Below are 26,752 nucleotides of genomic sequence, written 5' to 3'. Positions count from 1 at the left end.
AAAGCACCGTTTCGCGATGAAATATAGAGAAAGGATGACACTAGGATATCCTTTCCTATATTTCAAGGTGAAACGGCTGGCGCCTTCCTTTGGCGGCGCAGCGCGTTTCAATCCGAGAAATAGAAGAACAAGTATGGCCAAACTTATACTTTCTTATATTTCAAGGTGAAACGGCTGCCGCCTTCCTCTGGCGGCGCGGCGCGTTTCAGTCCGAGAAATATAAAGAAAGGATCAAAATCTCGTATTTTTCTATATTTTAAAAATAACGGATAGCGCATGTTTTTAATTCGGTATAGAAATCCAAAGCCGCTTGCCCTTGCTCGCGCGAATGCGAGCTGGAAAGCTTCATTCCGCCGAATGGGGACTGATATTCCACACCCGCTGTTTCCTGATTCACGCGAACCATGCCCGCCTGCGCTTCGTCCAAAAACCGATGGGCGTAGGATAAATTTTGCGTAAACAGCGAAGCGCTCAGCCCAAAAATCGATTGATTGCATAAAGCGATAGCTTCTTCAAAATCGGATGCCTGAAGCAGCGCTGCAACTGGCCCAAAAACCTCTTCCTGAATGAGAGGATGCCCCGCATCCAAGCCTGCGGCCACGATCGGCTGAATGTAATATCCCTCGTTTTGCTCAGCTGCAGCTACAGCTGGACCTTGGGCAACAATCTCCGCCTGCTGCTGGGCCATATGGACATAAGACATGACCGTTTCATACTGGCTTGCAGAAGCAACGGGGCCTAAATAAGCGGCAGGATCGAGAGCAGGTGCCAGCTTAATTTGCGATACTGCCGTGCTGAGCGCTTTCGTAAACGAAGCATAAATGCCTGATTCAACGATAATTCGGCTCGTTGCTGTACATTTCTGACCTGCCGAACGGAAGGCTCCGCTGACAATGAGCGGAATCGTCTTTTCAAGATCAGCATCGTTTAAAACAACAGCGGCATTTTTCCCGCCCATTTCGGTCTGATATTTAATATTTCGCTTGGCACAAAGCTGGGCAATATGAGTGCCCGTTGATGTGGAGCCGGTAAAGCTTACCGCATCGAGCGAAATTTGCTCTAGTAATACGTCTCCGATTTTGCTGCCCTTGCCAATAACGAGATTAATGACGCCTGCAGGAAGTCCTGCCTCTGCAAAAATCTCAATAAGCTTCGTTGCCGTTAAGGAGGCAAATTCCGCAGGCTTCCATATAACGGTGTTGCCGCAAATAAGCGCAGGCGCGATTTTCCAAATAGGTATGGCAACCGGGAAATTCCATGGGGTAATAATGCCCACGACGCCCAAAGGAACCTTTTTCGTATGCTGCAAAACGTTTGGCTCGCTCGAAGGTATGACAACCCCATTGGCTCGTACCCCTTCCGCCGCGTAATAACGGAGCAGATTTACTCCACGCATCACTTCGCCGCGCATTTCCATAATTGGTTTGCCCATTTCCAAGCTTGCGAGATTCGCTACCTCAGCCAGCTTGGCTTCCAGTGCGGCAGCAAGCTTATACAAATGCTCTGCTCGAGCAGCACCTGTTAAACGAGACCAAACTTCAAACGCTTTACGCGCTGCCTGCTGCGCCTGTATAACATGCGACTGATCAGATAGATGAAGAATGCCAACCTCCTCTTTGATGTTCGATGGATTTTTAACGACAGATTCGCCTGCTGCTGGCGTAATCCACTCGCCTCCGATCCAATTTCGACTGCTCGTCATTTTGCGATCCCTCCTGTTCGGACTAGGCTACTTTAAACTCATCATTCCGTTAATTTGCTGGCTGATTAGGTCTAACCGCGTATTCAAAAGCTTCTCTAATGAGCTGGTAATCTGCTTCTGGCAAAGGCAGGCGCGGCGGACGTGTAGGACCGACCGGGAATCCCGCCAACTCCATCATATATTTGATCGATTGAACGAGCTGAGGGCTGGCATCCATATGGAACAAAGGCAGCAGACGGCGATAAAGCGCGCTTGCCTCTTGCATTTTCCCTTGTCTGGCAAGGTTAAACAACTCTACGCCTTCCTTCGGCAGCGCATTGGGCACACCGGAAATCCAGCCTGTTGCGCCAAACAGCGGGCCTTCCATCGCCAAATCATCTACGCCGATCATAACTTCAAGATTGGTTTGGGCCAAAATATCATGCACGCGGCGGATGTCGCCAGAAAACTCTTTTACCGCAACGACATGATCAAATTTGGAAAGCTTCGCAAGAAACTGCGGCGTCAAATCTACTTTATAATCATGAGGATTGTTGTACGCTACAATGGGAAGTCCTACCTCATTCAGCGCTTCGTAATGAGCGACAACTTCATGCTCAAGCGGCTTGTAATTAATAGGAGGCAGCGCCATAACCCCTGCCGCACCTGAATCTTTGGCATGCTGAACCCATGCGACCGCCTGCTTCGTAGAAGGCGCGGCCGAACCAACAACGACAGGCACCCGCCCTGCTGCGGCTTCGATGACCGTCTCCACTACCTGTGCTCGTTCCTCACTGCTCATCGTTGCATATTCGCCAAGAGATCCAGTAGGAACAAGCCCGCTTATGCCATTTGCGATAAGCCAATCGCAATGCTCCGTCAAACGCTTATAGTCGACTTCATAGGAAGCAGTGAAAGGGGTAACGATTGCCACATAAACACCTTCAAATTTTGCCATTTCAAAATTGCTCCTCTCGAATGTTAATCGTTTAGATTTTTGACCTTCTAAACCCTATATGCAAAAAGCAGCTTCATGCTGCTCGTTTCAGGTGGATGCTCCCTGCACGAAGACACAAAGATAGACTTCGTGGACACAGCTTGGAGGACACAGCAGCCGTTATTTCAATCGAATCACTGGTTTTGGCATAGTCTGCGGACTCAGGTGCCGCTAATGCGCTGTCCATCGTCATTTTCAGAGGATTATGAAGGCAACAGCGGATCTCCTGTCCGCTTAAGGCCTAAAATGGGATTAAAATCCAGAATAGCGGAACCTCAGTCCGCGAAAAAAGGAATGAACTTCCAAAACGGCGTATTCTGAGCCGCATTGCTCTCTGCAACTATGTTCTCAGCCACAATCGCATACTGTGGTTCTTTACTGTGGTTCCTTAAGCCTTGAATTGTCAGAAGAAATTGGCCTCGAATAGGCACAAAGCAAGGAGCAGCAGCAAGGGCCCCCTTTTTCATACACGTTCTAGTACAGTACGAATCCATCAGCCAGCGGATCGCTAGAATCGAGTACAAAATTCATAAAGCCCAGCACATAAGCACTTCCTGTTAGCTGTGGAATGACGGCTTTTTGCCCGAACGCACATATTTCCTCCTCCACGCTGCCAACTGCACGCGTTCCAGCGCTGCCTTCATAAACAACCTGCTGCCCGCGCTTCAGCAGCCCCTTATGGTTCAGAACCGTCATATGGGCGCAGGCCCCCGCTCCTCCGGGAGAGCGATCAAGCTGTTCGCCAGCAAATATGGACCAGCTGCGATAGACCGGATTAACCGAATCGCCCTCAGCCTTTTCATAAAAAAACACGCCATGAATGCCAGTAATCCCTTCCTGCACCGGGTGCTTAACCTCCAGCTGCGCTTCAATGGCTTTGCGGATTAACCCTCCGCATGCTTGAAGCTCAGGAATTGACCGTCTATCGCCAAGTCCGGCAGCATCGACAACCGCATAAAACTCCCCGCTGAAAGCAATATCGACACGTAGTTCAATGTCTTGTATGATCAATATAAGGGACTCCGCATAGACAAAACTCGGAACATTGTGGAAGGATACCGTTCGTACTTCCTGCCCTTCGCAGCCAGCAATAGCTTTTACCTTTCCCGCTGGGCAGTCAATTAATATACCTTCGGCGGCAATAGCCGCATCCAGCTGCCCCGTCGCAATCCATGCCGTTACGACCGCGAAGATTCCATGTCCGCTTATAGCTGCATATCCTTCCTGATTCAAAAACAACAAGCCGAACTGGGCTTCCTCCGATACGGGAGCTGTAACGATGGCGCCTGTCATGCCGTAATGTCCTCGCGGTTCAGCCATAAGCAGTTTTCTTATGGAATCATGATGATGCTTGAAAACTACCGACTTGGCTTGCTGCGAGGCGCCCGCCATTTGCGGCAGGCCGCCTGTCAGGATGCGAAGAGGCTCCCCGCCGGAATGCGTATCAATCGCTGCATACCATTTGTTAATTTCCATATCCAAGCCTCCATCAAACCAGCGTTAGAGCAAATTCAGAGTAGAATTAAAGCAAGAAAAAACCGCTACCCAGCTCATCCTGATCGTGAAAAACAAACTGGTGAAAGCCTGTTACCCAGGCTGACCCTGATATTTGCGGGATGACAGCTGGCAAGCCGCCTACCGTTGTCTCCTCCAAAATTTTTGCCCGGAACACGGAGCCTACAATGCTTTCATGCACAAATTCCTGCTCCTTGGAGAGTTCGCCCTTGGCATGCAGCACGGCTACCTTCGCCGAGGTTCCCGTCCCGCATGGCGAACGGTCAATTCCTCCCGGAGGCACGACGACCGTATTGCGGCAATGGGCAGCAGGCGATACGGGATCGCTGTAAAACTCAATATGGGTCAGCCCGCGAATGACTGGAATCTCGGGATGAACCACTTCAATGCTCTCGTTAATCGCATCCCGAATTTTGATCGCCAAGCGGACGATTTCCGAAGCCCGATTAGGCACTAAGGGCAGCTGCAGCAGACGCGCATCAACCAAGCCGTAAAAATTGCCGCCATACGCAATATCAACGGAAATTTCTCCAATTCCTTCAACTTGGAGCCGGACATCCTTTTTGTACAAAAAAGAAGCAATATTCGTGAACGTCACTTCTTTGACTTTTCCCTGCGCGATGTCAAGCTGGGCTTCCACAAGCCCCGCTGGCGTATCCAGCCGAATGACATTTTTGCTCTCAGGATAGATCCCGCCCTCAATCAGCGCCGTGCAAAGGCCAATCGTATCATGCCCGCACATCGGCAAATAACCGCCCGTCTCAATAAAAACGACGCCGATATCGGCCGTTTTATCACACGGTGGAGTCAAAATACAACCGGACATCACTTCATGGCCCCGGGGCTCAAACATCAACGCTTTGCGAAAATGGTCAAAATGCTCGGACATATAAACCATCTTCTCGGTCATCGTGCTTCCGATCAGCTCCGGCGCTCCGCTCGTAACGGTTCGGGTCGGATTGCCTCCCGTATGGGTATCGATGGTGGTCACCAGTTTGGAAAGCTTCATAGGACTACCTCCTGATTAACGTCGCCACGACGGAATCGGTCATAGCGCAGCGGCTGGGCCGGAATGCAGGTCTCGGCTTCGCTTAACATTTCACTGATGACCTTCCCCGTAACCGCGGCGAGGCTGATTCCATCCCCTTCATGACCGGCTGCTACATAAAAACCCGGTATTTCGTCGATTGGTGAAACGATGGGCAAATGATCGGCTGTCCATGGCCTAAGGCCAGCGTACGTTCGAAGCATCGGAATATGCTCAATGACTGGAAAGAAACGGATCGCTCTCTGCGCAATAAGCCGAATGACCTCTTGATCGACACGAGTATCCATACCAGCAAATTGGCGGCTCGATCCGATTAAAAAGTTTTGGGAAGCGGTTGGTTCGAATACGAGGGCAATGCCATACGCTTCGAACTTGGGATCGACTTGCCGCTTCCCGCCAAACTTGCTAATCAAATAGCCGAATTCCATCACCTTCCGTTTCCCAATGTTGGCTGAGCGGGCAGCGACGAGGATATGGCCTTTTCGCGGCTCAATTGGAATATCGATACCTACCATTTGTCCAATAAGCTTCGACCATACGCCAGCCGCATTAATGACGATTTTCGCTTTAATCGTGCCTGCCGCTGTCTCTACTCCCCGAATTCTCCGCTTCTCATCGAGCAAAATCGCTGTCACCGCCGTATGCGTTCGAAAACGGGCACCATGACGGCGAGCGGTTGCAGCCAAGGAGTAGGTTAGCAATACGGGGTTAACCGTAGAATCCGTTGCACACTCTAAACCGCCTAATAAATCCTCGGCCATATAAGGCCATTCGTCTCTGAGGTCCTTCTGATCGAGCATCCGAAAGGGGAGTCCTGCCTGCTTTTGCCGGGAAACCCAGCGCTCAGCAGCGATCATCTCTTCCTCCGTCTCGCAGACGAGAATGCTTCCGGGTGCCCGATACTCGAACTCCTCATCAAGCTCCTGCACCAGTTCAGCGACTAATTGCTGGGATTTCAAGGACATTTGGCTGTCGAAGCCGGGGTCTTTATCAATGGCTAAAATGTTGCCGTCGCATTTGGAGGAGGTTCCCCCCGCAATCTCCCCGCGCTCGACAACGAGAACGTCCATCCCTAATTTGGCCGTATAATAGGCGATGGCCATCCCAATGATGCCTCCGCCAATGATGACGACTTCCGCAGATTCAGCATGCATGGACGAGGCCACCTCCTTCTACATTACAAAACGATTAATTCCTTATTCGACTTCGTCAGCACTTCAATGCCTGTGTCTGTGATCAAAATATCATCCTCGATACGGACGCCTCCAAAATCAGGGATATAAATGCCAGGCTCGACTGTCAAAATCATCCCCGGCTGCAAAACATCATCCGACTTCTGGGAAAAGCCCATCCATTCATGGATTTCCAAGCCGAATGCATGACCGAGCCCATGGCCAAAATACTCCCCGTATCCGTAGCCAGCAATACAGTCCCGTCCCAGCGAATCGCCTTCTTTGCCCGTCATGCCTGGCCTTAGTCCATTTAAGGTGGTCTCGTTTGCTTCCAATACAATCTTATAAATTTCTTTATGCCGCTGCTCTGGCTTGCCGATAAACACCGTCCTTGTCAAGTCGGAGCAATAGCCTTCATAGCTCGCTCCAAAATCAAGGGTAACGAATTCGTTCGTTCCCAGCAGCTTGTCGCTCGCGAGCCCATGCGGCAATGCCGAACGCAAGCCGGAGGCTACAATCGTAGCGTAAGCCGAAGAGGTCGCCCCATTTTTACGCATAAAATATTCGAGCTCGGCAGATACGTCCTTCTCAGATAGGCCCGGCTTCATGAAGCCTAAAATATGCTCAAACGCCTTTTCCGTAATGTCGATCGCCTTGCGAATATGCCCTTGCTCGCGCTCATCTTTAATGCCGCGCAGCTTTTCAACGATATTTTGGGTCGGGACAAGCTCGAGTCCGTTAAAAGATTCCTCGTAGGCTTCATAGCCTGCCAATGTCACATGAGTTTTCTCAAACCCGAGCTTGCGGGCTCCCACCGCGTCCAGCTTTTCCCGAATAAGCTCAAATGGCTTGCCTGCATACTGGATAACCTCGTATTCAACCGCCTGCTGCGCCGCTTGACGCGTATAGCGAAAATCAGTGATTAGCAGTGCCTGATCCTTCGTAATCGCCACAAATCCCGCTGTACCCGTAAATCCGGTCAAATATCTGCGATTGTATGGACTTGCAATCAATATCCCGTCTAGCTGCTCGCGTTCCAGCTGTTCCCTAATCCTCTTGAGCCGCTGGGCTTCCATTTGCTTCACGCTCCCTCCAGTCCGATCTTTCATTCCGCGTCGCCTGTTCAACATGCTTTTAAATAGAGTCGCTTTGCACGCCCAACTGCTTATATTGCTCGCGATCCACAATTCTAAGGCCGAATACGCGGCGAATGCGTTTTCCTTCTTTGCCTTGGAATGTAACGGTTACCTTCTCGGCACCAGCAAGTGCTGCAGCCGGGAGCGGGAAGTTTACATTATAGAACTTATCCTCTTCCGTAAAACCTTCCTCCACCTCTGTCAGCAGCTCGCCATTCAAACAGACATCAAACTCGCAATTCGGCATCTCTTGTGCCGATGTATAAGTCACGACCAGCATCATTTCGTTTTCGGGCTTCACCTTCAAATCGAACGAGAACCACCCGCCTTGGCCCGCCATGCGGAATGGCCTGCGGTTCAACATGCCGACGCGAGTCGAGCTGTCGCCTTTAAAATCATGGTCACGCTCCGGCTGCATTTCTCCTGGCTGCGCATAATCAATTGTGCATTGCTCCAGCCTTTGCATCTTTTCCATCACTTTTCTGTAATCCGCTTCCGCTATTGCCCAGCCATCCGGCGTGAACAAGTCCCAATAAACGGTATAGGAACGGTCAACCATTTGGTAAAATGGCGCAAGCTCCACATTGCGGGGGTAACCGACCAATTTGCTTTGGAAAGCCAAGCTTTTGCCAGGCACAGCTTCCAGCCATGTATCCAGCGGCTTCTCTTTTGCCAGCAAAACAGGCGCATAAAGATACTCGGAAGCATGGGGATCATCATGGCTCCCCAGATCACCCGCAAGCAGCACAGGTCCATAAAAAATCGCTGCGCGATCGGCATTGTCTGCCATAGCCTCCAGCCTTAGCGACTTCGGAATAACAACCCGAATCAAGTCCCCGTCGATCCATAAACGGTTGATCGCAATAAAGGAGCCGGGGGATTGGTCAACCGCTATCGGTTCACCATTAATTTCAACGGAGACCCCTTGCTCCGCCCAGCCCGGATAGCGAATGTTGAGACTGAACTGCACAGGCTTCGCGCACGATAGCTTGAGCCCTATCACATCGTCCAACGGATATTCCGTCTCCTGCAGCAGCGTTACGCCCTTTTCCGTCCACGCCAGCTCGGAATGGATAAACTGGATCACAAACAGTTGGTCCTCCCCTTTAAAATAAATCGCGCTGCCATAGCTGGCCTGGCTTTCCATTCCTGTGCCGATGCAGCAGGTGAAATCGTCGAATTTGTCATCAAAAATTTTATGCCCGCCCATTGCCAGCGACAAAAAATACGTCATGCCGCCAGACTCCGGATGCTGGGACGCGAGTATATGATTAAACAGCGCCCGTTCATAATAGTCGGCTTCCGCAGCTGATGCTTTCCACTCAAACAGATGCTTCGTCAGCTTCAGCATATTGTAGGTGTTGCACGTTTCCGTCGTTTGCGGCCCCAGCCTGTCATTAAACGAATCCGCATCGCCAAAATATTCGCCAAAGCTATTACCGCCATTCGCATAGGAATGGTGATGAACGACGCTGTTCCAGAAAAACTCAGCCGTATCCCGGCGCTTCTCGTCGCTAGTCCATTCATATTCCTTCGCTAGGCCAATCAGCTTCGGAATTTGGGTATTCGCATGCTTTCCGGGCAGGCAGTCCACATGCTCAGCAAGCGGATCAAGGACAAGCTTATGCCAAAATTTCTCGGCTAACGTTAAATATTTGTATTCATTCGTATCGGCATATAGATCAGCTAAAACCTCGTTCATGCCGCCATACTCGCAGATCATCATTTCTTCCATTTGCTCTGTAGACAGCGGGGCGAGAATCCCTTCAACCCAGTCGGCAAGCTTCCTTTCCACAACGAGCGCTTTCTCATTGCCGGTTAGCCGGTAAGCATCCCTCAGTCCCGCAAACAACTTATGCAGCGTGTACAAGGGCGCCCAGGCCCCATTCAAGTCAAATCCCTTGGATTGAATATTTCCGGAAGCCACTTCATGGAAAACTTCCTTGCCGCGCGGAATGCCAGAAACATAACCATCCCCATGCTTATTTTGGCAAAGCTCAAGCTCATCCGTTATATAATCGACTCTTTCCTTGAATTCCGCCTCTGCCAAAGAGCTATACATCATCGAGCACGCGGATAAATAATGCCCTAACGTATGTCCCGACAAGCTCTCTGCTTCCCAGCCCCCATATTGCGGCGCTCGCGGCTCAAGTCCTGCATATTCTCTAAATCTAGCCAGCAGTCTGTCTGGCTCAAGCTCCAGAAGATAACGGCGATTCGTTTCCATCGCATGCTTAAATGGCCCCTCCAACAGCTTAACCTCGCCTAATGCGAAAGCTTGAGCCGCTTGTTTAATTCTCATGCTTGCTTTCATTTGGTTATCACCCTTTCATACCGGTTAACGTAATACCTTCAATAAAATAACGCTGCCCTATAAAAAACACGATGATGACAGGCATAATGACAAAGGTGGAAGCAGCCATTAGCAAATGCCACTGCGCACTGTGCAGCGACTGAAACATTTGGAGGCCAAGCGCCATCGTAAATTTGCTTTCCTCGTTCAAATAAACGAGCGGCCCCATAAAATCATTCCAGGAATTCATAAACGAAAACAGTCCAATGACGATTAAAGCCGGCTTAGACAAAGGGATAATGATGCGGTAAAAAATAGTCCAGGGGCCCGCTCCATCGACATACGCCGCTTCATCCAAATCTTTTGGAATGCTCGAATAAAACTGTCTGAGCAGAAAAATATCAAACGCTGAGCCAAACCAGACCGGCATAATAAGCGGAAAATACGTATTAATGAGATCTACCAATCGCCAGCCAATAAAGGTAGGAATCAAGGTGACTGCACTAGGCAGCATCATGCTGGCTAACAGCAAGGAGAAAAAAATATTTCTCCCCGGCCAGCTCAGTCTGGCATAGCTATACGCGCCTAGAGAGCTGCTGATCAGCGCTCCTGCCAAGCAGCTAACCGTAATGGTCAGCGTATTTCGGAAAAAGCGGAAGAAATCGATCGATGTCAGCGCCTCCACATAGTTATGAAATTGAAACGGGGCAGGAATCCATTTGGGCGGCATTTCAAAAATTTGCAACGACGTCATGAGCGAGCTGCGTATGAGCCAGAATAGCGGCAGCAGGCAGAAAGCGGCTCCTATGAGCAGGAAAAAATAGACGATTATTTGCGAAATTCGGCGGCTTCTCAGCATATGGGCTACACCTCGCTTTCATAAAATACCCATGATTTCGAAGTCCGGAAAAAAATCGCCGTCACGATAAGAATGATGATAAAGAGAATCCAGGCAATCGCCGAAGCATGCCCCATTTCCCCAAATAAAAAGGCCTCCCGATAAATGTAATAGTTATAGAACAAGCTCGCATTGTTTGGTCCGCCTTGTGTCATAATGAGCGCTTCGGTGAACACCTGAAAGGCGCCAATCGACCCCATAATCAAATTAAAGAAAATAATCGGCGTCATCATCGGTATCGTAATGTGCAGAAATTTGCGCATGGCGCCTGCACCATCGACGATAGCCGCCTCGTACAGCGATCTCGGCACACCTTGCAAGCCCGCCAGAAAAATGATGATCGTGCTCCCCATTCCCCAAAGGCTCATAAGAACAATAGAAGGAACGACCGTCTCCTCTGAATAAAGCCAGTTTAAAGTTGGGAGATTGAGCGCTTCCAGAAAGCTGTTGAATAGTCCTAAATCAGGACTGAACAACCAAATCCAAATCATTGAAGAAGCGACAGCAGGCACAATCACGGGCAAATAAAAGATCGTTCGAAAAATCGACTTGCCGCGAATAAACTCCATATTAAGCAAAAAGGCGACGATAAATGAAAACATAAGCCCGAGAGGAACTCTTAAAATCACGTACTTAAAAGTAACCGCTAAAGAGTTGTAAAAATATTGATCCGTGCCATCAAAAAGCCTCGTATAATTGTCGAACCCGATAAATTTCGGCGTATTCACAATGCGATAATCCGTGAAGCTTAGCAATAAGCTTGATAGCATCGGCAAAATGGTGAAAGTGAGCAGGCCCAAAATGCTGGGCAAGGCAAACAGGATGCCAGCAAGCGCAATACGGCGTTTACGAGTGATAAAAAAAACCTCCTCTCCGGGCGAATGGCTATCCCCCTGGCTACCTTCCGTAATAGCCCTGAATCAGCGGCTCCACTTTAGGTTCAACCCCTTTTAACGCTTGCTCGGCCGTTTCTTTGCCCGTCCATACCAAATCAAGGGCAGGCGTGACGAGCGCATTGATTTTAGCTAGATTTTTCACCTCAAAGCCTGGCGTCCGTATGCCATTCTCCAGCGTTTGCTTCATAAAGGATTCCGTATAGCCCTCTGGATGCGCCTTGTTTCCTGAAGCCCATTTGCTGATCAGCTCTGGATCGGTATACCACGCTTTTTTGAGCGGCATCCACAATCCGCCTGCGATCAGCGGCAGCACCGATTCCGGATCAGCCATATATTTATAAAGCAGCCATGCTTCCTCAGGATGTTTGGTTGAGCTGAATATGACCGTCGGTGCGCCATCCAGCAGCGTATTGCTATCTTTTAATTTGGGAAGAACGCCTACGCCTAGATTAAAGTCCTGTTCGGCGAATGCTTGCAGAGCCCAGTTTCCAGATACGGTCATGGCGACTTTTTTCGTCTGCAGCGCCATATCGGGAAGGCTTTTCGTTTGAAGCGGGGTAGGTGAAACATGGTGTACATACATCAGGTCAGCAAGCTTTTGAATTGCTTCGATCGCTTCCGGCTCCACTAGTCCAAAGCCCTTGCCATCTTCCGTTAAGAAGTTGCCGCCATTGGACACAACCGCTGCCATCATGTTGTATGGATCATATTGAAAGCCATACTGTTTGATTTTATTTGGATTAAAGGCAGGGTCCAGCGCATTTTTTCCCGTGTCATCCAGCGTTAATTTTTTTGAATATTCGATAAACGTATCCCAGTCCCATGACTTGCCTGCTTCTGTCGGAGGCAGCTCCACGCCCGCGTCCAGCAGCATATCCTTGTTGTACATGAGTCCGTAGCCTTCTACTGCCGTGCTCATTCCGATCGTCTTGCCAGGCGCGTAGTCGTACCAAATTTGATCTAAATAATCTTCCTTCTTAAAATCGGGATCGCTTTCAATGAGCGGGGTGAGATTAAGCAGCTTTCCATCCTCTGCCCAGGTGAGCGCCGCGCCAGAAGACAAATAACCGAGATCGGGTGCCACATTTCCGGCAACCATCGTCGTCAGCTTCGTCAAATAATCCGATGGCACATGCATAGGCTCGACGATAATGCCCGTTTCTTGCTCAAAACGCTTAAGCGCCTCCGTAACCGTCTTCTTCTCGATCGTATCGCCCCAAAAGGAAAATTTAAGCGTAACCTGCTCGCCGTCTTTCGGTGGTTTTACGCCGGATTGATTTTCAGGAGACCCTTCATCGCTGGAGCAGGCTGTCAGTATGACTGTCATGGTGAAAACTGCCGACAAAGCTAATGCGGTTAAACGTTTAGCTTTCTTCATTGGCTCGCCCTCCATCATATTTACAAATGGTTTATAGTTTTATTGTAAATAAGAGCCGCTATAAAAAGAATTCGAACATTTTTGTATTGGTGGAGGATCTTCGCTTTTTCTATATAGGCAAATGAATTTTCACCACCGTGCCCTGTTGGGGCTGGGAATGAATGGTAACGCCATATGAATCTCCGTAGATAAGCTTTATTCGTTTGTCGACATTTTGAATGCCGATCGAGCTGCTTTCCGTTTCGGTCAAAGACGCAATTTGGCTCTCTGGAATGCCGATGCCGTTATCTTCGACCGTGAAGCAGCGCTGCTTGTCCTCCAGCCAGCCGCGAATGTGAATAAGCCCGCCGCGATGAATATGGGCAAAGCCATGCACGATCGCATTTTCAACAAAGGGCTGTAAAAAAAGCTTGGGCACCGTGTATGTATAAAGCTCGGGAGCAATGTCATAGGTAACGGCAAATTTCCCTTCAAAGCGTTGATCCGTGATAAAAATATAATGCTTGAGCCAATTTAAATCATCATTGAAATCGCCTATGTCCTGGCTATTTGCAGATGTGTATTGCAGCATCGCAGATAAGCTGACGATCATGCTGCTTAATTCCTTCTGATTATTTTCCAAAGCGGTCCAATTCATAATGTTTAAGGTGTTATACAAAAAATGAGGGTTAAGCTGTATATTCAGCGACATAATTTGCGTTTCTTTCTCCCTTAGCTTGACGATGTAATTTTCTTCGATTAATCGATTAATTTTCACATTCATTTGATTGTATTTATGAATCAGATAGCCCATTTCGTTATAGGACTCGACGGGAATTCTAGTATCAAATTCGCCCTCTCCTGTCTTTTTTATCGCTTTCAGCAGCTGATGAATAGGCTTCGTAATGGAGCTCGCGAATATATAAGCCAGCAGAAGCGATACGATAAGCAGAAATACAGCCAAGTACAGCGTATAGGATTTAATTTCCGGCAAAAAAGAGGCCATGAGCTTTCCTGGGGAAATCGTAATGCCCGATATCCAGCCCGTTACTTTAGACGTATCAAAGCAAACGATCAGCGGCTTTCCATCCTGCATAACGGTTATCGTGCCGCTTTTCATCGCTGCGATCTCATCGAGCCATGCGGGCTTGCCGAGGCGGGCTTCTTTAAACATATCCGTGCCAGATATGGGCTCGCCTTCCGCACTCAAAATAAAATAAGAAGCGCCATCAGCAGGAAGTGCTCCCGACAAATGTGCGCCGTACATCTCAGGATTATAGGTCACGACCAGCACCGGCAGCTCAGCCTTCCCTTGCAGCTCGATCACTTCGCTATTATTAATCTGAAACAACTTGAGCAGGCGTACACCCGACAATAGATGGGCATATTCTGGCGGCCTCACTTGGCTCGTTTTCCGGTCAAACATCCGATCGAATGAAAAAGTCGGCACCCATGCCATCCCCCCTTTTCCTGCCCATGCCCTTTGATATAAAGCGGTCTTATTAAAATCCTGATACGGAATAAAAGTAGACGTGCCGATATTCGCATAGCTCGTCATCAAATGAATCGAGTAGATTTGATTTAAATCGAGGAAATATTTGCTGATGACTTGATTCACTTTTTTCTCCATCGTAATCATGCTGTATTCGTCCTTTGGGTCCGCATGCAAGTATTGCTCATACAGCACCTGATCGGCGAACATGGCCAGACTGCTTTCTTCCACCCGCGAAAGCTCCTCATCAATGATTTCATTGTTCTGCTTCACGATCGAATAAAGGTTTTGCCGGGCAAAATCCGAAACAAATTCCCTGCTGGAATAAAAATATTTTGAGCTCAATATGACGAGCGGCAGCGTGACGATGAGCGCATAGGTGAGCAAAAGCTTAGACCGAAAGCTAAAATACTTTTGAAAGCGATGTAAAAAATAAGGCGTACGCAGCTAAACCCCCTCCTTTAACGAGAAGCAGATAAATGACGATATTCCTCTGGACTGCTGCCATATTCCTTGCGGAACAGCCGGATGAAATATTTTACATCCTTGTATCCGACGTTTTCGGCAATTTGGTACACCTTTTGCGAGGTTTGCAACAATTGTCCGGCTGCAACCTTCATTCTCGTTTGCATAATATATTGGTTAATGGTTGTATGGGTATGCGTTTTGAATAACAAACAAAAGTAAGAAGCATTAAAATGAAATTTCGCAGCGATCGTACTGAGGGACAATTCTTCGTCATAGTGGTTTTCAATATAGGCTTTGCAGGCATCAATGATAGCTTCGCTGCGATAAGAGGTTCGATTATCCAAGCAATCGGCCAACTCGAAAATCCATGCCTGAGCCGCATTTTTTAATTGCTCGACGGTATGGCATTGCAGCAGCGCTTCCTCCAATGCCATGCTATTGAAAGAAAGCAGCCCTTTTTCCATTAAGCAGGAGGTTAAATGATGGATAGCAGCAGCGATGGCATATACTAGCTTTTCAGGCTGGGGGAAGCTGCTTGCGGTCGCCTGATTAATGATGGAATCCAAATACGAACGAATGCCGGGCTTATCGCCCGATACAACAGCGTCTGTCAAAAAACGCACCTCTAGCTTCAGCAGCGCCCGATGACTGCTGCCATTCATTTGCTCGGCTTCGAGCAGTACGCCTCCGCCCTTGTAAAATCGCGTTTGTAAGGCGAGATTAGCTTGTTTAAAAGATTCCCTGGCTTCATGCTCCCAACTGGTGAAGCTGCTCCCCAAGCCAAACGTTAATTCGGCTGCATGCTGGGCAGAGAAATGGCGGATGAGCATTCGCAGCCTGCCTTCCCATTCGGGGGTGACGATTGGTGCGTTTTCCCCGCTAATGATCATGGTGTGAAGCACCTTATCAGACTGGTAAAAAGCGAAGGAAAATCCTTGCGCCTTCAAGGCTGCTTCCAGCATCGCTTTGAGCTCACTCAGCATCCATTTGCGATCGCCAATCCCGATTTTCGAATTCAGCACTGCGGCCATAACCATACCCTGCTTAACAGCGGGAAAGGCTCTTTCAAGCCGCTGATAATCGTCCTTATCCGGCAATCCTTCAAACAATTCGGCAAGGGAAGCCTCCACGGAGGCGAGGCGTATGGCGTGCATTTTATTTTCGGTTTTCGCGAGCAGCTGGACGATTTTTTGTTCCTCAACCGGCTTCAGCAAATAATCGCTAGCTCCTAATTGCAGAGCACGCTGCGCGTATTCGAAGTCCGAATACGCGCTCATTATAATAATGCATTCGCTTCCCCCGCGTTCGATGAGATGCTCCATAAATTCGAGGCCATCCATAATCGGCATCTGAATATCTGTGAACACCAAATCAATGGGATGCACGCTCATGCTTTGCAGCGCCTCCGCCCCATCCATGGCATCATAGATGGTATATTCCGGCCTTAAATGTTTAAGCATCCGGGATAACCCTCTTCTGTGCTTTGGTTCATCATCCACAACTAAAACGTTCAACATCTTCCATCCCCCTTCATTTCAATAGCTTTTCTATAGTAATATCAACGGGATGTTTCTAGCTGTTTTCGTTTACACGTCCTATTCTATATACAATCTTAATAATTACAATAAAGATTCAGAAGCAATACTTTCATTTTTTCAACCAATTGCGTTTATAAGCGTTCCTTTGCCCGGTTATGCAAACAGCGAACAGCGGCAAGGCTGCGCACCTTATCCCACTCGGAGGGATGAAGATGCGGCTGCTTTGCCGCTGTTTTAGCTGATTGACTTGATTTACCTGGTGGATTGAACGCATACGTAGCTGCCTACCTGCCTGTCCTTATCCTTTAACCGATCCGAGCATAACGCCTTTGGCGAAGTGCTTTTGCAAAAACGGATACACGAGCAAAATTGGAATCGTAGCAAATACGATAACCGCCATCCGAATCGTTTGCGGCTGAATCGCCGTTTCATCGAAGCCGGTATCTCCTATGCGGCTTTGCGCCAAAATGACAATTTCCCGCAGCAGCACCTGTACCGGCCACTTATCGCTGTCATTAATGTAGATGATGGCGCTGAAAAACTGGTTCCAATGCGATACCGCATAAAACATGCCGAACGTTGCAATGGCAGGCATCGATAACGGGATGACAATGCGGAACAGCACACCGACGTCCGTACAGCCATCAATTCGCGCGGAATCCTCCAGTCCATCAGGAATTTGCTGAAAAAAGTTTTTCAGCACAATCAGATTAAACGCGCTTATGGCATTCGGGATCATCAGCGACCACAGCGTATTCGTCAGCCCCATGCCGCTTACGACAAAATAAGTCGGAATGAGCCCGCCGCTGAACAGCATCGTGAACAGCACCGCCATTAAAATCGGCTGCCGCCCGCGCAGCGTCTGCTTTGCAAGCGGATAGGCCATCAGGCAGGTCAACAGCAGATTGATGGCCGTGCCGAGCGTTGTCACATAAATCGAGACGAGCAGGCTGCGCATCAGCGTATCGGTCGAGAAAATATATTGATAAGCCGACAGCGAGAACGACTTCGGGAAAAGAATAAAGCCCCCTTTTGCCGCCTCCTCTGGACTCGTAAAAGATACAGCCAAAATATAAATGAACGGCAGTACCGTCACCAAGGCAATAATCGTCAGCACGATGAAATTGGCGCCGTCAAACAATTTGTTGCCCAGCGTATTGTCAACGCGAACATAAGACTGATCCTGGCTCATTGTCCTCTCCTCCTGCTCTCATAATGGCGCTAGTAAACCCCTTCCTGCCCAAACTTCTTGGCCATCCAGTTCGCTCCCAGCACCAGAATGAGGCCGATAAAGGATTTGAACAAGCCAACTGCCGCGCTGTAGCTGTACTGGGCCTGCGTCAAGCCTTTCACGTACACATACGTGTCGAATACTTCGCCTACATCGCGGTTCGTTGGAGCAAGCATGAGGAAAATATGCTCGAACCCGGAATCAAGAAACGTGCCGAGCCGCAAAATAAGCAAAATGACGATTGTGCTGCGAATAGCGGGCAGTGTAATATGCCACAACTGTCTTAGCCGATTGGCTCCGTCCATTCGCGCTGCTTCATACAGCTGCACATCAACGCCCGACAGCGCTGCGAGAAAAATAATCGTGCCCCAGCCTACTTCCTTCCAGATCGACTGCGACATAATAATCGTTCGGAACCAGCTCGGCTCCAGCAAAAAGGCGATTTTATGCCCGGTTAGCGCAAACAGCATTTCATTGATAATGCCGCCTTCCGTCGTCAGTATAATGTAGAATACCCCTACGACGACGACCCAAGAGACGAAATGGGGAATATAGATCATCGTCTGCACAAACCGCTTGAAGCGCTCGACCCGTACTTCATTCAGCATTAAAGCAAGCACAATCGGCAGCGGAAAGAAGAAGACGATGTTGTAAACTGCCAGCAGCAGCGTATTGCGGAACAGCTGCCAAAACTGCGGCTCCGAGAAAAATCGTTCGAAATGCTTAAGTCCCGCCCAGCTGCTCCCCAGCACGCCCTGAAAGGGCTGATAATCCTGAAACGCGATAATGACGCCGTACATCGGGACGTATTTGAAAATGATGAAAAATAGTACGCCTGGAAGCAGCATCGCATACATCCATTTATCCTTGATCAGCTCCCGCAGCCACTCGCTGCGTCTGCTTACCCGCTCCTTGCCAAGCGTTGATCCGCCTGGCCTGCTACTGCTGCTGCCCGTCGTGCGGATTTGTGCGTTCATGCGCGTCCCTCCCTTGTTAGCCTCCAAGCTCTACGAAGGACGACTCATATTCCTTCACGACGGCATCGCCGCCAGCCTTCGCCCATTTGTCTACTTCCGCCTGAAAGCCTGCATCGTCAATTTGGCCCATAATATATTTCGTTTCCGCATCGCGAATAATGAGATCAAGCTCTACTCCACGTTCATTATACGTTGGCGAATTGAGCGTCAGCGCGGGATTCGGCACCGCATATTGAATGTTATCCCTCGCCATTTTTGTCCCTTTTAGAGCGATTGGCGTATCATCAATTTCCGGTACATTGTAGCCTTCAATGTTTAGCAGTCCGTCACGATATGGCTTGACCTCCCGCTGGAACAAAGCAAAATCTGTAAACTTCGTTTTAGTGCCATCCACAACCTCATAATGCTTGCCTTCAATGCCGCGCATTTGCAGCGTGGACATCGGCTCATCCATCAGCTTGTCGAGGAAGGTCAGCACGCGCTTCAGCTCCGCCTCATCCTTGACTGCCGATTTGGGAATCGCCAAAAATCCAAAGTTGCCCGGCTCGCCCGCGATGCGCGGACCATCTGGCCCAGCAAACGGGGCAATATCCCATTCTGCCGTCGGAATCGTATCCTTCATGGCGACAGAGTAGCTCTGTACATTTTGCGCCGACACATTCAACCGCATGCCGACCCTGCCGTCATACATCGCCTTATCCAGCTCCGTTACATCGTAGACGGCAAAATCCTGATTAATCAGCTTGTCAGCATACAGCTTGCGGAACAGCTGGAGCACATCCATATATGGCTGTGTCTTAAACTCCGGCGTGAATTTGCCATTGTCCTCTCCCCAGCGATTGACGCCGCCAATGCTGACCGCCAGCCTCGTAATGACAGGCTGCGTTCCGGCGTTGTAATTTTTGAACAGCATCGTGCCGTAAGAATCCTGCTTGCCATTGCCGTCTGGATCGCTTTCAGAAAACGCTTTCATAACGTTATACCAATCATCCATCGTTGCCGGTAGTGTTAGCCCGGCTTTATCAAACCAATCTTTGCGGTAGACGACGGCTGCCCGGCCAATGTCGCGGTAGTTCGGGATGCCGAACAGCTTTCCGTCAATTTTTATATTGTCATAGTAGCGCTGATCCTGCGCCGCCAAATTAGGATAATCCTTCAAATACGGCCCCAGCTCCCAAAACAAGCCGTTGCGCGCTGCATTCATTACGTTTGGCACATAGTTGACCTTTAAAATTTGCGGCAGCTCATTGGAAGCAATCATGACGTTGATTTTATCATCGAATGCTGCTTGCGGAATCCACTGAATCGCAAGCTCCGTATTCGTATACTTACCAATCGCTTGCTCCACCTCATTGCCCTTCGCTGGAATATCGCCCACCTGGCGCAGCGCTATCGACAACTTATATGGCTTGCCCACACCTGCATTTTCTCCGGAATTTTCCCCGCTGCTGCCTGCTTTCTCTCCTGTTCCCGCACAGCCCGCGGCGAGCCCCAGCGTCAATACGCCGGAGCAGATGAGGTTCACCCACCGCTTGCTGCTGCTTGCTAAAGGCTGAATCGGCTTGCTTGTCATGAGTCGTCTCCCCTTTTAATTAGGAATGCTTGCCACAGCTTGCCTCTGCTGTTCTCTGCTACTCTTTACAACCTTTTACTGCTTCGTTTGCGACGTGCGGTCCTGCAGCTGATGGACGGATACCGCTCCCCAGCTTAAATCCGGTACACGGTATTGCTCGATTTTATCTGGGTCCAGCTCCATCCCAAGCCCTGGCTTGTCAGCCCCTGGCACGATCAGGTAACCTTCCTCATAACGAACCGACTTCTTAACCACATCGCCGACATATAGCTCCGGTCCCGTCGGGTCCGATGTATAATTCAGATTGACGAGCGTGCTGCCGAGATGCGCCATGGCGGCTGTGCCGATCGACAGCTCCTGCGTCGTGCCTAGCAGGCAGCCTTTGCCAGCTACTTCCGCGGCTGCTGCCGCTTTCCGGGCAGAGGTCAGGCCGCCAATGAATATCGGCGAAATATTGAAAATATCTACGCTGTCCTGCCGCAGCATCTCATGCTGCTGGCGGAAGCTCCACACATGCTCGCTCACGGGATAATCCGATTTCATGCGAACTTGCCGCAGCCCTTCGAAATCATTTTGCGGAGCCGGGCTCTCGACCATTTCAAAGTCATAAGCAGATAAGCGGCGTATCGCCTTAAGCGATGCCTTCCAGTCCAGCAAATGGCTGAAATCGAGCGATTTAATTTTCACCCGTGAGCCGAACTCGCGCTGCACCCCGTCCAGAAACGCCTCATCCGCATCAAGGTTTTTGCCGACATACAGCCGGAATACGTCAAACCCCTGTGCCAGCCGCTCGCGGACGACAGCGATATTTTCCTCAACCTCCTCCATAAACCGGTGTCGGAAGATCGGAAAGCATACTTTAATTTTGTCCTGAATAGCCCCGCCCATAAATTCTGACACCGACATATTCAGTGCCTTCGCGCACAAATCATGCAGCGCGGCATCAATGCCATTGCGGATAAAATTACCTTTCTCGTAATAAAAGTTGGCTTCGGGAAAATGGCTTTTCAGCTCCATATTGATGCGCGACAGCTGGAAGGGATTTTGTCCGATCAGGATGCCCTTGAGCACTGTCGCCAGGTCATTCAAATCAATCGAATAATAAGGAAGATGGGAAAAATCCGACATTTCGCCGATGCCCGTCAAGCCTTCATCGGTCATTAGCTCCACTATGACATGCTTGCTGACAAAGCCGGTAGAACGCGGCACGCCAACGACGGTTAAGCGCAAATCAGACAGCTTCATGAATCGAAACACTCCCTTTTTTGTTAGGCTGTAGTCCTTCTTGAAGGGCAAGCAATGCCAAACCTTGCGTAAACGGTGTAATTTCATACGGGATTTGGTTATAGGCTTCGGCATCCGCCTTCACCGGGGTACCTGATGAGCCGCCTGTTACATAACCTTCTTCATCAATGCTTGCCACTACTGCATCAAGCGCCCGCTCCGCCACCTCGCGGTATTGCTCCGAAATAAGGCCTAGCCTGATCCCTTTCAGCAAGCCATAAGCAATGCCCGCGGTAGCAGACGTTTCCGTATACGTGTCCTTCCGGTTCAGCACTGTTCTCCACAGCCCTGAAGCCTCTTGCAGCTCAGCTAGCCTCTTTACTTGCGCATGGAGCGTTTCCAAAATCGCCTCCCGCTCCGCAAACTCGGACGGCAGCAGCTCCAAAATATCAACGATGCCCGCCGTCATCCACGCATTGCCTCGGCCCCAATGAACACCGATCCACTTCCGCTGCTTATCGTTCCAACCATGATAAAACAGCTTCTCTTCAGGGTCGAACAGCAGCTTGCAATGCAGAGCAAGCTGTCTTCCGGCTTCCAGCCTGAACCGCTCATCATGGAGGAGCGCTCCCCGCTGCGCCATATAAAGCAAGCTCATAAACAGCGTATCGGCCCACACCTGATCCGACCAGTCATTGTCCAGCACCGTATGCTCCAGAGCTCCTGAATCGGTGCGCGGCCCGCTATTCAGCAAATAATCGTCAAATGTCTGAAAAAAACTCGCATATTGGCCCTCATCGTCCTGATCCCGCAAATGCAGCATCGTCAGAAGCAGCGAGTTGGAGTTTACGCAAACTTTCTCAAAATGCGCTTTGATTCGCCCATCAATCCAGCCTTTCAGCATCAGGTCATAGGGTGCATCTCCCGCTGCCTCTCCTGCCTTCACTACCCCATAGAAGGCAACCCCGATGCTCCAATCCCAGCGCCGCCAGCGAATGCCTCCGGGTTCATCCGAAAAGGTATGGCTAAGCGCCAGCGTCCGCTCAGCGGTTCTACTTAGCAGCAATTGCAGTTCTGATCTGTTTTGCCCCGCCATTCAACTTCCTCCTTTTTGATTAAAATCCATTTAATGCGCTTACACAAGGTGAAACGGCTGTCTCCGTCTTTTGGCGGCGCGGCGCGTTACATTCCGAGAAATATAGAGAGGAGATGGGAAAATCATATACTCCCTATATTTTATAAAAAGAATTGCCCTTATACGGGCTGCAGCAAGCCCCATTCCCTCAGCATGCCTGCTACCTCTTCACATTCCTTGCTCGTTAATGTGCTGATAGGCGGGCGCACCGCTCTCGTTGCTATCAGCCCCAGCTGGTACATCGCTTCCTTAACTACGCTTACATTATTGCCGTTTCGATGGCTTTCCCTCAGCTGCTCGAATGGAAGCACCTCGCGCCAAATTTCCATCGCCCGCTCATAGTTTCCTGCATTCAGCGCCTCCAGCATCGCAAACGATCTTTGGGTATCCACATTGACCATTCCCGACGTAAAGCCCTTCGCCCCGGCCGCATAAAACGTCGGTGCCCACATTTCAGCCGTTCCGCATATCCACACGATGTCGTCCTCCACAGCTTGTACAGCGCGGCTAAAGGATGGCGGATGATTAATCGCATATTTGATGCCCACGACATTCGGTATGGCAGCAGCCTGTACAATCGCCTCATGCGTAATTTGCTCGCTGCGGATATAAAGCACCATGGGCAGCGAGGTTGCGGCCGCGATTTGCTTGTAATAATCGACTACGCCCTGCGCCAGCAAATAGGGATGAACCGGCTGATGCACCATAATGCCGTCGGCGCCGCATTTTTCCGCATGAAGGGCTAGCTCGGAAGCTGTACTCGCATCATAGCCCACCCCGGCAATGACCAAACTTTCGTGGTTAACGGTGTCTGTCACAAACCGCGTAACCTCCTTAGCCTCCTCCACGCTCAGCGCATAAAACTCGCCTGTGTTACCGCATGGATAAATCGCTTGAATGCCTTGGTCAAGCAAATAGCGAATGTTGCCTTGCAGCGATGTCCAATCAATGCCGAGCTGTCCATCAAATGGTGTCACATTAATCGCATTGATGCCTCTTAGTTTAGCTTTAATGCCTTCATGCATCGTCACAGCATCTCCTTTCTCTTAATCTTCTATTGTTTGCTCCAGCGGTTTGCCTGCGGAATGAAGATCAGCCATCGTTTCATCCCGCCCGCTGCCGAAGCTGCTATTGCTTGGTGCCTGTCCCGTCTACTCCCAGCATGCTAGCTCTTCGCTTTCGCCGCCGCCTTGCTTTCCTTCACAAACTCAATCGTCCGGCGAATATGCCCAATCATCAGCTTCTCGGCAAGATCAGCATCTTTCGCCACAATGGCCTGATAGATGGCATAATGCTCCTGAAAGCCCCGCTCCAGCTCATCCTCATGCGACAGCGCCTTTTTACGGAAGGAACGGTCAAAGGAATGAATCGCTTCAATCTGTTGAAAAATATAATTATTTTTCGCATACGTTCGGATCAATTTGTGAAAATGTCCATTAAGCGCAATGAGCTGCTCTGTATTTTTCGCTTCGGTATAAATGCGCATTTGCTCCGTTGTTTCCGTTAGCACGCTGGCTTCCTCGTCCGTTATTTTGAGCGCCGCGAGCCTTGCGGCTACACCCTCCAGAGCCGATCGCGCCCAGTTGATTTCCTCAACCGAGTTCATAATGTCGCTGGAGACGAACGTTCCCCGTCTGGCGCTTGTCGTAACAAGCCCCTCCTGCTCCAGCCTTCTTAGCGCTTCCTTCAGCGGCGTTGTGCTGATGCCGAACTGCTTGGCCAGCTCCCGTTCCTTCAAATGATGGCCCGCCTTATATTGCTCGGACAAAATCGCTTCCTTCAGCTTCTCGTATATGACGTCGCGAATCGAGCGCGTCTGCAAAGCTATATCTTCCTCTTGACCATGTATGCTCATCATTACCGCCCCCTAATTTTGCAGCAGGCCTCGCGCCTGTTTCTCAGGATTTAATAAATACGGTTTTGATAGAGGTGAAAAATTCTATCGCTGCCTGCCCTTGTTCCCGCGAATGAGAGCTGGACTGCTTCATGCCGCCAAACGGCGCTTGCAGCTCCACACCCGCACTCTCCGAATTGATTCGAATAAGGCCCGCATCCATGTCCTGAATAAAGGATAGCATATGAGCGATATTTTGCGTAAATATGGAAGCGCTTAAGCCAAATTCCGTGTCATTTGCAATCGCTAACGCTTCCTCTATCGTATCAAATCGCATAAGCGCCAGCACTGGGCCAAAAATTTCCTCCCGCGCAATCGCCATACCCGCATCTACCTGATCAAAAATCGCTGGCTCAATGTAATAGCCTTCCTGATCAAGCCCTTCCGGCTGCCCGCCACCATGCAGCAGCACCGCACCTTCCTCTACGCCTTGGCGAATATAGGAAGCGACATTATTATATTGCTGCTCGCTGGCGCAAGGCCCCATCCATGTATCGGGCGCCAGCGCGCTGCCGACTTTAAGCTCCTTCGTTCGGGCCAGCAGCTTCGCCACAAAAGGCTCGAAAATATCATTTGCGATAATAACCCGGCTCGTAGCCGTGCATTTCTGACCGGTTGAGCGGAAGCCGCCGTTTACAGCCGCTTCTACCGCTTGATCGAGATCAGCGTCAGCAGCGACGATTAGCGGATTTTTGCCGCCCATCTCCAGCTGATATTTCGCTCCCCGGGCGAGCGCCGCCATGCCAATCCGTTTTCCCGTCTGGTTCGAGCCGGTGAACGTAATTCCTTGGATGAATGGATGCTCAGCCATCGCTTGACCAACGACGGAGCCTTTGCCCGTTACGAGATTGACCGTCCCGGCTGGAAAACCCGCTTCTGCCAAGCATTCCATCAGTTTGACAGCGGTTACAGCAGTTTCCGTAGCTGGCTTAAGCACAACCGTATTGCCATATATTAGGGCGGGAGCCATCTTCCAAAGTGGAATAGCTATTGGAAAGTTCCACGGCGTAATGACGCCGACGACGCCAAGCGGAACACGAGTTGTCAGCATAAGCGCTTCGCTGTCCGTTGACGGAATGACATCGCCTGTCTTGCGCATGCCCTCGCCAGCATAATACCGCAATATCGCCACGCCTCTTGCCGTCTCGCCCTTTGCCTCTGGCAGCGTCTTGCCCATCTCGCGTGCCATCGTTTCAGCAACTTCATCGAGCCTTCGCTCAAGTGCCGCTGCTGCCTTAAACAAATATTCGCCTCTTGCCGGAGCGGCCAGCTTGCGCCATATGGGCTGGGCTTCTTTCGCGGCCAGCACTGCTGCATTCAAATCATCGGTGCCGGAGCTTTGCACCCAGCCGACAATTTCGCCTTTGGCAGAAGGATTCAAGCTCGCTTCTACTTCGCCGGACGAGGAAGATACCCACTCTCCCCCAATGTAATTGAAAGCGGTATGCGTAGACATGGTTACCAATCGCCTCACCTCTGCAACTTTATATTTGATATCTGATATATCAGATATTATATCGAATCTCTTTAATCGTCAACCCCTTTCACGAAAAAAAACTCCCGCCAGCGAACTGGCAGGAGCTTCTTACGGCTATGCTTGAACAATTGCTATCCTTATTCAAATTCATGAATTCGATAGCCTGCACGCAGCGCGAGCGCTTGAAGCTTGCTAATCTCCTCGGTACGGACCGTAATCAGCACGTAGCTGTCACTATTAATATCCATACAGGCGAGCGTGATGGAATGCGCTTGAAGCAGCTTGAACATTTTCACTAAAAAATCGTAGGTTGGGATCATTTCTTCCACTTCATTCTCCCAATTCCACTCCTCTTCAGGCAGCAGCTGCTTTCTTGCAAGCAAATCTTCAATGACGCTAACCACCTCATAGCTGTCCTCTTTCCAGTCAATTTCTCCGGCAAGTCCTTCCGCTTGCAAGGAATCGACGAGTGCAAACCACGGAAGCTCAGGAATCGGGCAGCTAATTCCCCGCTCATCCAGTCGATCAAACCAGCGCACAAAATAGTCCTCTTCATGCAGCATAGCCTCAGTCACTTCGTCCACGATCTGCGACTGCCCGAAGGCAAGCCGTCTGCTCAGCTCCAGCAGCGCTGAGTTGTGAAGCTGCGGGTCATCCTTTTCAGCCGGAGAGGCTTGCTCCAGCCTTTGCTGCTTCAATCCTTTTTTCCGCGCAAATCCGAATCCGAACCATCCCACGCTGCTCGCCCTC

Annotated in this window: 21 protein-coding genes; all 21 read right to left on the bottom strand. The window is 50.0% G+C overall.

Annotated features, from left to right (window positions below; genetic code table 11):
- Positions 1-256 precede the first annotated feature (256 nt).
- The 21 genes from AC50Y5_RS27915 to AC50Y5_RS27815 all read right to left on the bottom strand — a co-directional run bounded on the left by AC50Y5_RS27915 (position 257) and on the right by AC50Y5_RS27815 (position 26,739).
- The gene (locus AC50Y5_RS27915; protein WP_494864537.1) at positions 257-1,702 is read right to left on the bottom strand and encodes an aldehyde dehydrogenase family protein; all 1,446 of its coding nucleotides are present in this window, start codon (positions 1,700-1,702) and stop codon (positions 257-259) included.
- Positions 1,703-1,751: 49 nt separating this feature from the next.
- A complete protein-coding gene (locus AC50Y5_RS27910; RefSeq protein ID WP_494864535.1) occupies positions 1,752-2,639 on the bottom strand; it encodes a dihydrodipicolinate synthase family protein in 888 nt (295 codons plus the stop codon).
- A gap of 513 nt (positions 2,640-3,152) precedes the next feature.
- Entirely contained in the window at positions 3,153-4,154 is a 1,002-nt protein-coding gene (locus AC50Y5_RS27905) for a proline racemase family protein (protein ID WP_494864533.1), read from the bottom strand.
- A gap of 46 nt (positions 4,155-4,200) precedes the next feature.
- The gene (locus tag AC50Y5_RS27900; protein ID WP_494864531.1) at positions 4,201-5,202 is read right to left on the bottom strand and encodes a proline racemase family protein; all 1,002 of its coding nucleotides are present in this window, start codon (positions 5,200-5,202) and stop codon (positions 4,201-4,203) included.
- Positions 5,199-6,395, bottom strand: coding sequence for an NAD(P)/FAD-dependent oxidoreductase (locus tag AC50Y5_RS27895; RefSeq protein ID WP_494864529.1), 1,197 nt, complete (start codon positions 6,393-6,395; stop codon positions 5,199-5,201). Before AC50Y5_RS27895 ends, AC50Y5_RS27900 begins: the two co-directional genes overlap by 4 nt.
- Before the next feature lie 23 nt (positions 6,396-6,418).
- Positions 6,419-7,489: a M24 family metallopeptidase gene (locus tag AC50Y5_RS27890; protein ID WP_056028368.1), complete on the bottom strand. Its 1,071-nt coding sequence runs from the start codon at positions 7,487-7,489 to the stop codon at positions 6,419-6,421.
- Between the two features lie 58 nt (positions 7,490-7,547).
- On the bottom strand, positions 7,548-9,863 hold the full coding sequence (locus AC50Y5_RS27885; RefSeq protein WP_494864527.1) for a beta-L-arabinofuranosidase domain-containing protein: 2,316 nt from the start codon (positions 9,861-9,863) through the stop codon (positions 7,548-7,550).
- 7 nt (positions 9,864-9,870) lie between these two features.
- On the bottom strand, positions 9,871-10,701 hold the full coding sequence (locus AC50Y5_RS27880; protein WP_494864525.1) for a carbohydrate ABC transporter permease: 831 nt from the start codon (positions 10,699-10,701) through the stop codon (positions 9,871-9,873).
- Positions 10,702-10,706: 5 nt separating this feature from the next.
- Positions 10,707-11,510: a carbohydrate ABC transporter permease gene (locus tag AC50Y5_RS27875; RefSeq protein ID WP_155972917.1), complete on the bottom strand. Its 804-nt coding sequence runs from the start codon at positions 11,508-11,510 to the stop codon at positions 10,707-10,709.
- 127 nt (positions 11,511-11,637) lie between these two features.
- Entirely contained in the window at positions 11,638-13,014 is a 1,377-nt protein-coding gene (locus AC50Y5_RS27870; RefSeq protein WP_494864523.1) for an ABC transporter substrate-binding protein, read from the bottom strand.
- Between the two features lie 109 nt (positions 13,015-13,123).
- On the bottom strand, positions 13,124-14,872 hold the full coding sequence (locus tag AC50Y5_RS27865) for a sensor histidine kinase (protein ID WP_056028380.1): 1,749 nt from the start codon (positions 14,870-14,872) through the stop codon (positions 13,124-13,126).
- Positions 14,873-14,946: 74 nt separating this feature from the next.
- Positions 14,947-16,470, bottom strand: a complete 1,524-nt coding sequence (locus tag AC50Y5_RS27860) for a response regulator (protein ID WP_494864521.1) — start codon at positions 16,468-16,470, stop codon at positions 14,947-14,949.
- A 319-nt stretch (positions 16,471-16,789) separates the two neighbouring features.
- The gene (locus tag AC50Y5_RS27855; protein ID WP_056028386.1) at positions 16,790-17,683 is read right to left on the bottom strand and encodes a carbohydrate ABC transporter permease; all 894 of its coding nucleotides are present in this window, start codon (positions 17,681-17,683) and stop codon (positions 16,790-16,792) included.
- Between the two features lie 29 nt (positions 17,684-17,712).
- On the bottom strand, positions 17,713-18,699 hold the full coding sequence (locus AC50Y5_RS27850) for an ABC transporter permease (RefSeq protein WP_056028389.1): 987 nt from the start codon (positions 18,697-18,699) through the stop codon (positions 17,713-17,715).
- Positions 18,700-18,715: 16 nt separating this feature from the next.
- On the bottom strand, positions 18,716-20,272 hold the full coding sequence (locus tag AC50Y5_RS27845) for an extracellular solute-binding protein (protein ID WP_494864518.1): 1,557 nt from the start codon (positions 20,270-20,272) through the stop codon (positions 18,716-18,718).
- Between the two features lie 75 nt (positions 20,273-20,347).
- On the bottom strand, positions 20,348-21,517 hold the full coding sequence (locus tag AC50Y5_RS27840; protein ID WP_494864516.1) for a mandelate racemase/muconate lactonizing enzyme family protein: 1,170 nt from the start codon (positions 21,515-21,517) through the stop codon (positions 20,348-20,350).
- Positions 21,504-22,592, bottom strand: coding sequence for a glycoside hydrolase family 88/105 protein (locus AC50Y5_RS27835; RefSeq protein ID WP_056028398.1), 1,089 nt, complete (start codon positions 22,590-22,592; stop codon positions 21,504-21,506). The genes AC50Y5_RS27840 and AC50Y5_RS27835 overlap by 14 nt, the downstream gene beginning before the upstream one ends.
- A gap of 158 nt (positions 22,593-22,750) precedes the next feature.
- Positions 22,751-23,656, bottom strand: coding sequence for a dihydrodipicolinate synthase family protein (locus AC50Y5_RS27830; protein ID WP_056028401.1), 906 nt, complete (start codon positions 23,654-23,656; stop codon positions 22,751-22,753).
- 140 nt (positions 23,657-23,796) lie between these two features.
- The gene (locus AC50Y5_RS27825) at positions 23,797-24,489 is read right to left on the bottom strand and encodes a GntR family transcriptional regulator (RefSeq protein ID WP_235533003.1); all 693 of its coding nucleotides are present in this window, start codon (positions 24,487-24,489) and stop codon (positions 23,797-23,799) included.
- A 40-nt stretch (positions 24,490-24,529) separates the two neighbouring features.
- On the bottom strand, positions 24,530-25,981 hold the full coding sequence (gene gucD / locus AC50Y5_RS27820) for an alpha-ketoglutaric semialdehyde dehydrogenase GucD (RefSeq protein WP_494864513.1): 1,452 nt from the start codon (positions 25,979-25,981) through the stop codon (positions 24,530-24,532).
- Positions 25,982-26,139: 158 nt separating this feature from the next.
- Positions 26,140-26,739, bottom strand: a complete 600-nt coding sequence (locus AC50Y5_RS27815; RefSeq protein WP_494864511.1) for a DUF6630 family protein — start codon at positions 26,737-26,739, stop codon at positions 26,140-26,142.
- Positions 26,740-26,752 lie beyond the last annotated feature (13 nt).

The sequence above is a fragment of the Paenibacillus sp. JT22N7 genome (genome assembly GCF_059383875.1).
This window is presented reverse-complemented; position numbering and strand designations above follow the sequence as displayed.

Excerpts from the sequence above, each read along its gene's own strand:
- AC50Y5_RS27915 (WP_494864537.1), bottom strand. The coding sequence starts at position 1,702 with ATGACGAGCAGTCGAAATTGGATCGGAGGCGAGTGGATTACGCCAGCA.
- AC50Y5_RS27885 (WP_494864527.1), bottom strand. The coding sequence starts at position 9,863 with ATGAAAGCAAGCATGAGAATTAAACAAGCGGCTCAAGCTTTCGCATTA.
- AC50Y5_RS27910 (WP_494864535.1), bottom strand. The coding sequence starts at position 2,639 with ATGGCAAAATTTGAAGGTGTTTATGTGGCAATCGTTACCCCTTTCACT.
- AC50Y5_RS27860 (WP_494864521.1), bottom strand. The coding sequence starts at position 16,470 with ATGTTGAACGTTTTAGTTGTGGATGATGAACCAAAGCACAGAAGAGGG.
- AC50Y5_RS27845 (WP_494864518.1), bottom strand. The coding sequence starts at position 20,272 with ATGACAAGCAAGCCGATTCAGCCTTTAGCAAGCAGCAGCAAGCGGTGG.
- AC50Y5_RS27875 (WP_155972917.1), bottom strand. The coding sequence starts at position 11,510 with ATGCTATCAAGCTTATTGCTAAGCTTCACGGATTATCGCATTGTGAAT.
- AC50Y5_RS27895 (WP_494864529.1), bottom strand. The coding sequence starts at position 6,395 with ATGCATGCTGAATCTGCGGAAGTCGTCATCATTGGCGGAGGCATCATT.
- AC50Y5_RS27905 (WP_494864533.1), bottom strand. The coding sequence starts at position 4,154 with ATGGAAATTAACAAATGGTATGCAGCGATTGATACGCATTCCGGCGGG.
- AC50Y5_RS27890 (WP_056028368.1), bottom strand. The coding sequence starts at position 7,489 with ATGGAAGCCCAGCGGCTCAAGAGGATTAGGGAACAGCTGGAACGCGAG.
- AC50Y5_RS27870 (WP_494864523.1), bottom strand. The coding sequence starts at position 13,014 with ATGAAGAAAGCTAAACGTTTAACCGCATTAGCTTTGTCGGCAGTTTTC.
- AC50Y5_RS27840 (WP_494864516.1), bottom strand. The coding sequence starts at position 21,517 with ATGAAGCTGTCTGATTTGCGCTTAACCGTCGTTGGCGTGCCGCGTTCT.
- gucD (WP_494864513.1), bottom strand. The coding sequence starts at position 25,981 with ATGTCTACGCATACCGCTTTCAATTACATTGGGGGAGAGTGGGTATCT.
- AC50Y5_RS27830 (WP_056028401.1), bottom strand. The coding sequence starts at position 23,656 with ATGCATGAAGGCATTAAAGCTAAACTAAGAGGCATCAATGCGATTAAT.
- AC50Y5_RS27900 (WP_494864531.1), bottom strand. The coding sequence starts at position 5,202 with ATGAAGCTTTCCAAACTGGTGACCACCATCGATACCCATACGGGAGGC.
- AC50Y5_RS27850 (WP_056028389.1), bottom strand. The coding sequence starts at position 18,699 with ATGAACGCACAAATCCGCACGACGGGCAGCAGCAGTAGCAGGCCAGGC.
- AC50Y5_RS27835 (WP_056028398.1), bottom strand. The coding sequence starts at position 22,592 with ATGGCGGGGCAAAACAGATCAGAACTGCAATTGCTGCTAAGTAGAACC.
- AC50Y5_RS27855 (WP_056028386.1), bottom strand. The coding sequence starts at position 17,683 with ATGAGCCAGGATCAGTCTTATGTTCGCGTTGACAATACGCTGGGCAAC.
- AC50Y5_RS27880 (WP_494864525.1), bottom strand. The coding sequence starts at position 10,701 with ATGCTGAGAAGCCGCCGAATTTCGCAAATAATCGTCTATTTTTTCCTG.
- AC50Y5_RS27825 (WP_235533003.1), bottom strand. The coding sequence starts at position 24,489 with ATGATGAGCATACATGGTCAAGAGGAAGATATAGCTTTGCAGACGCGC.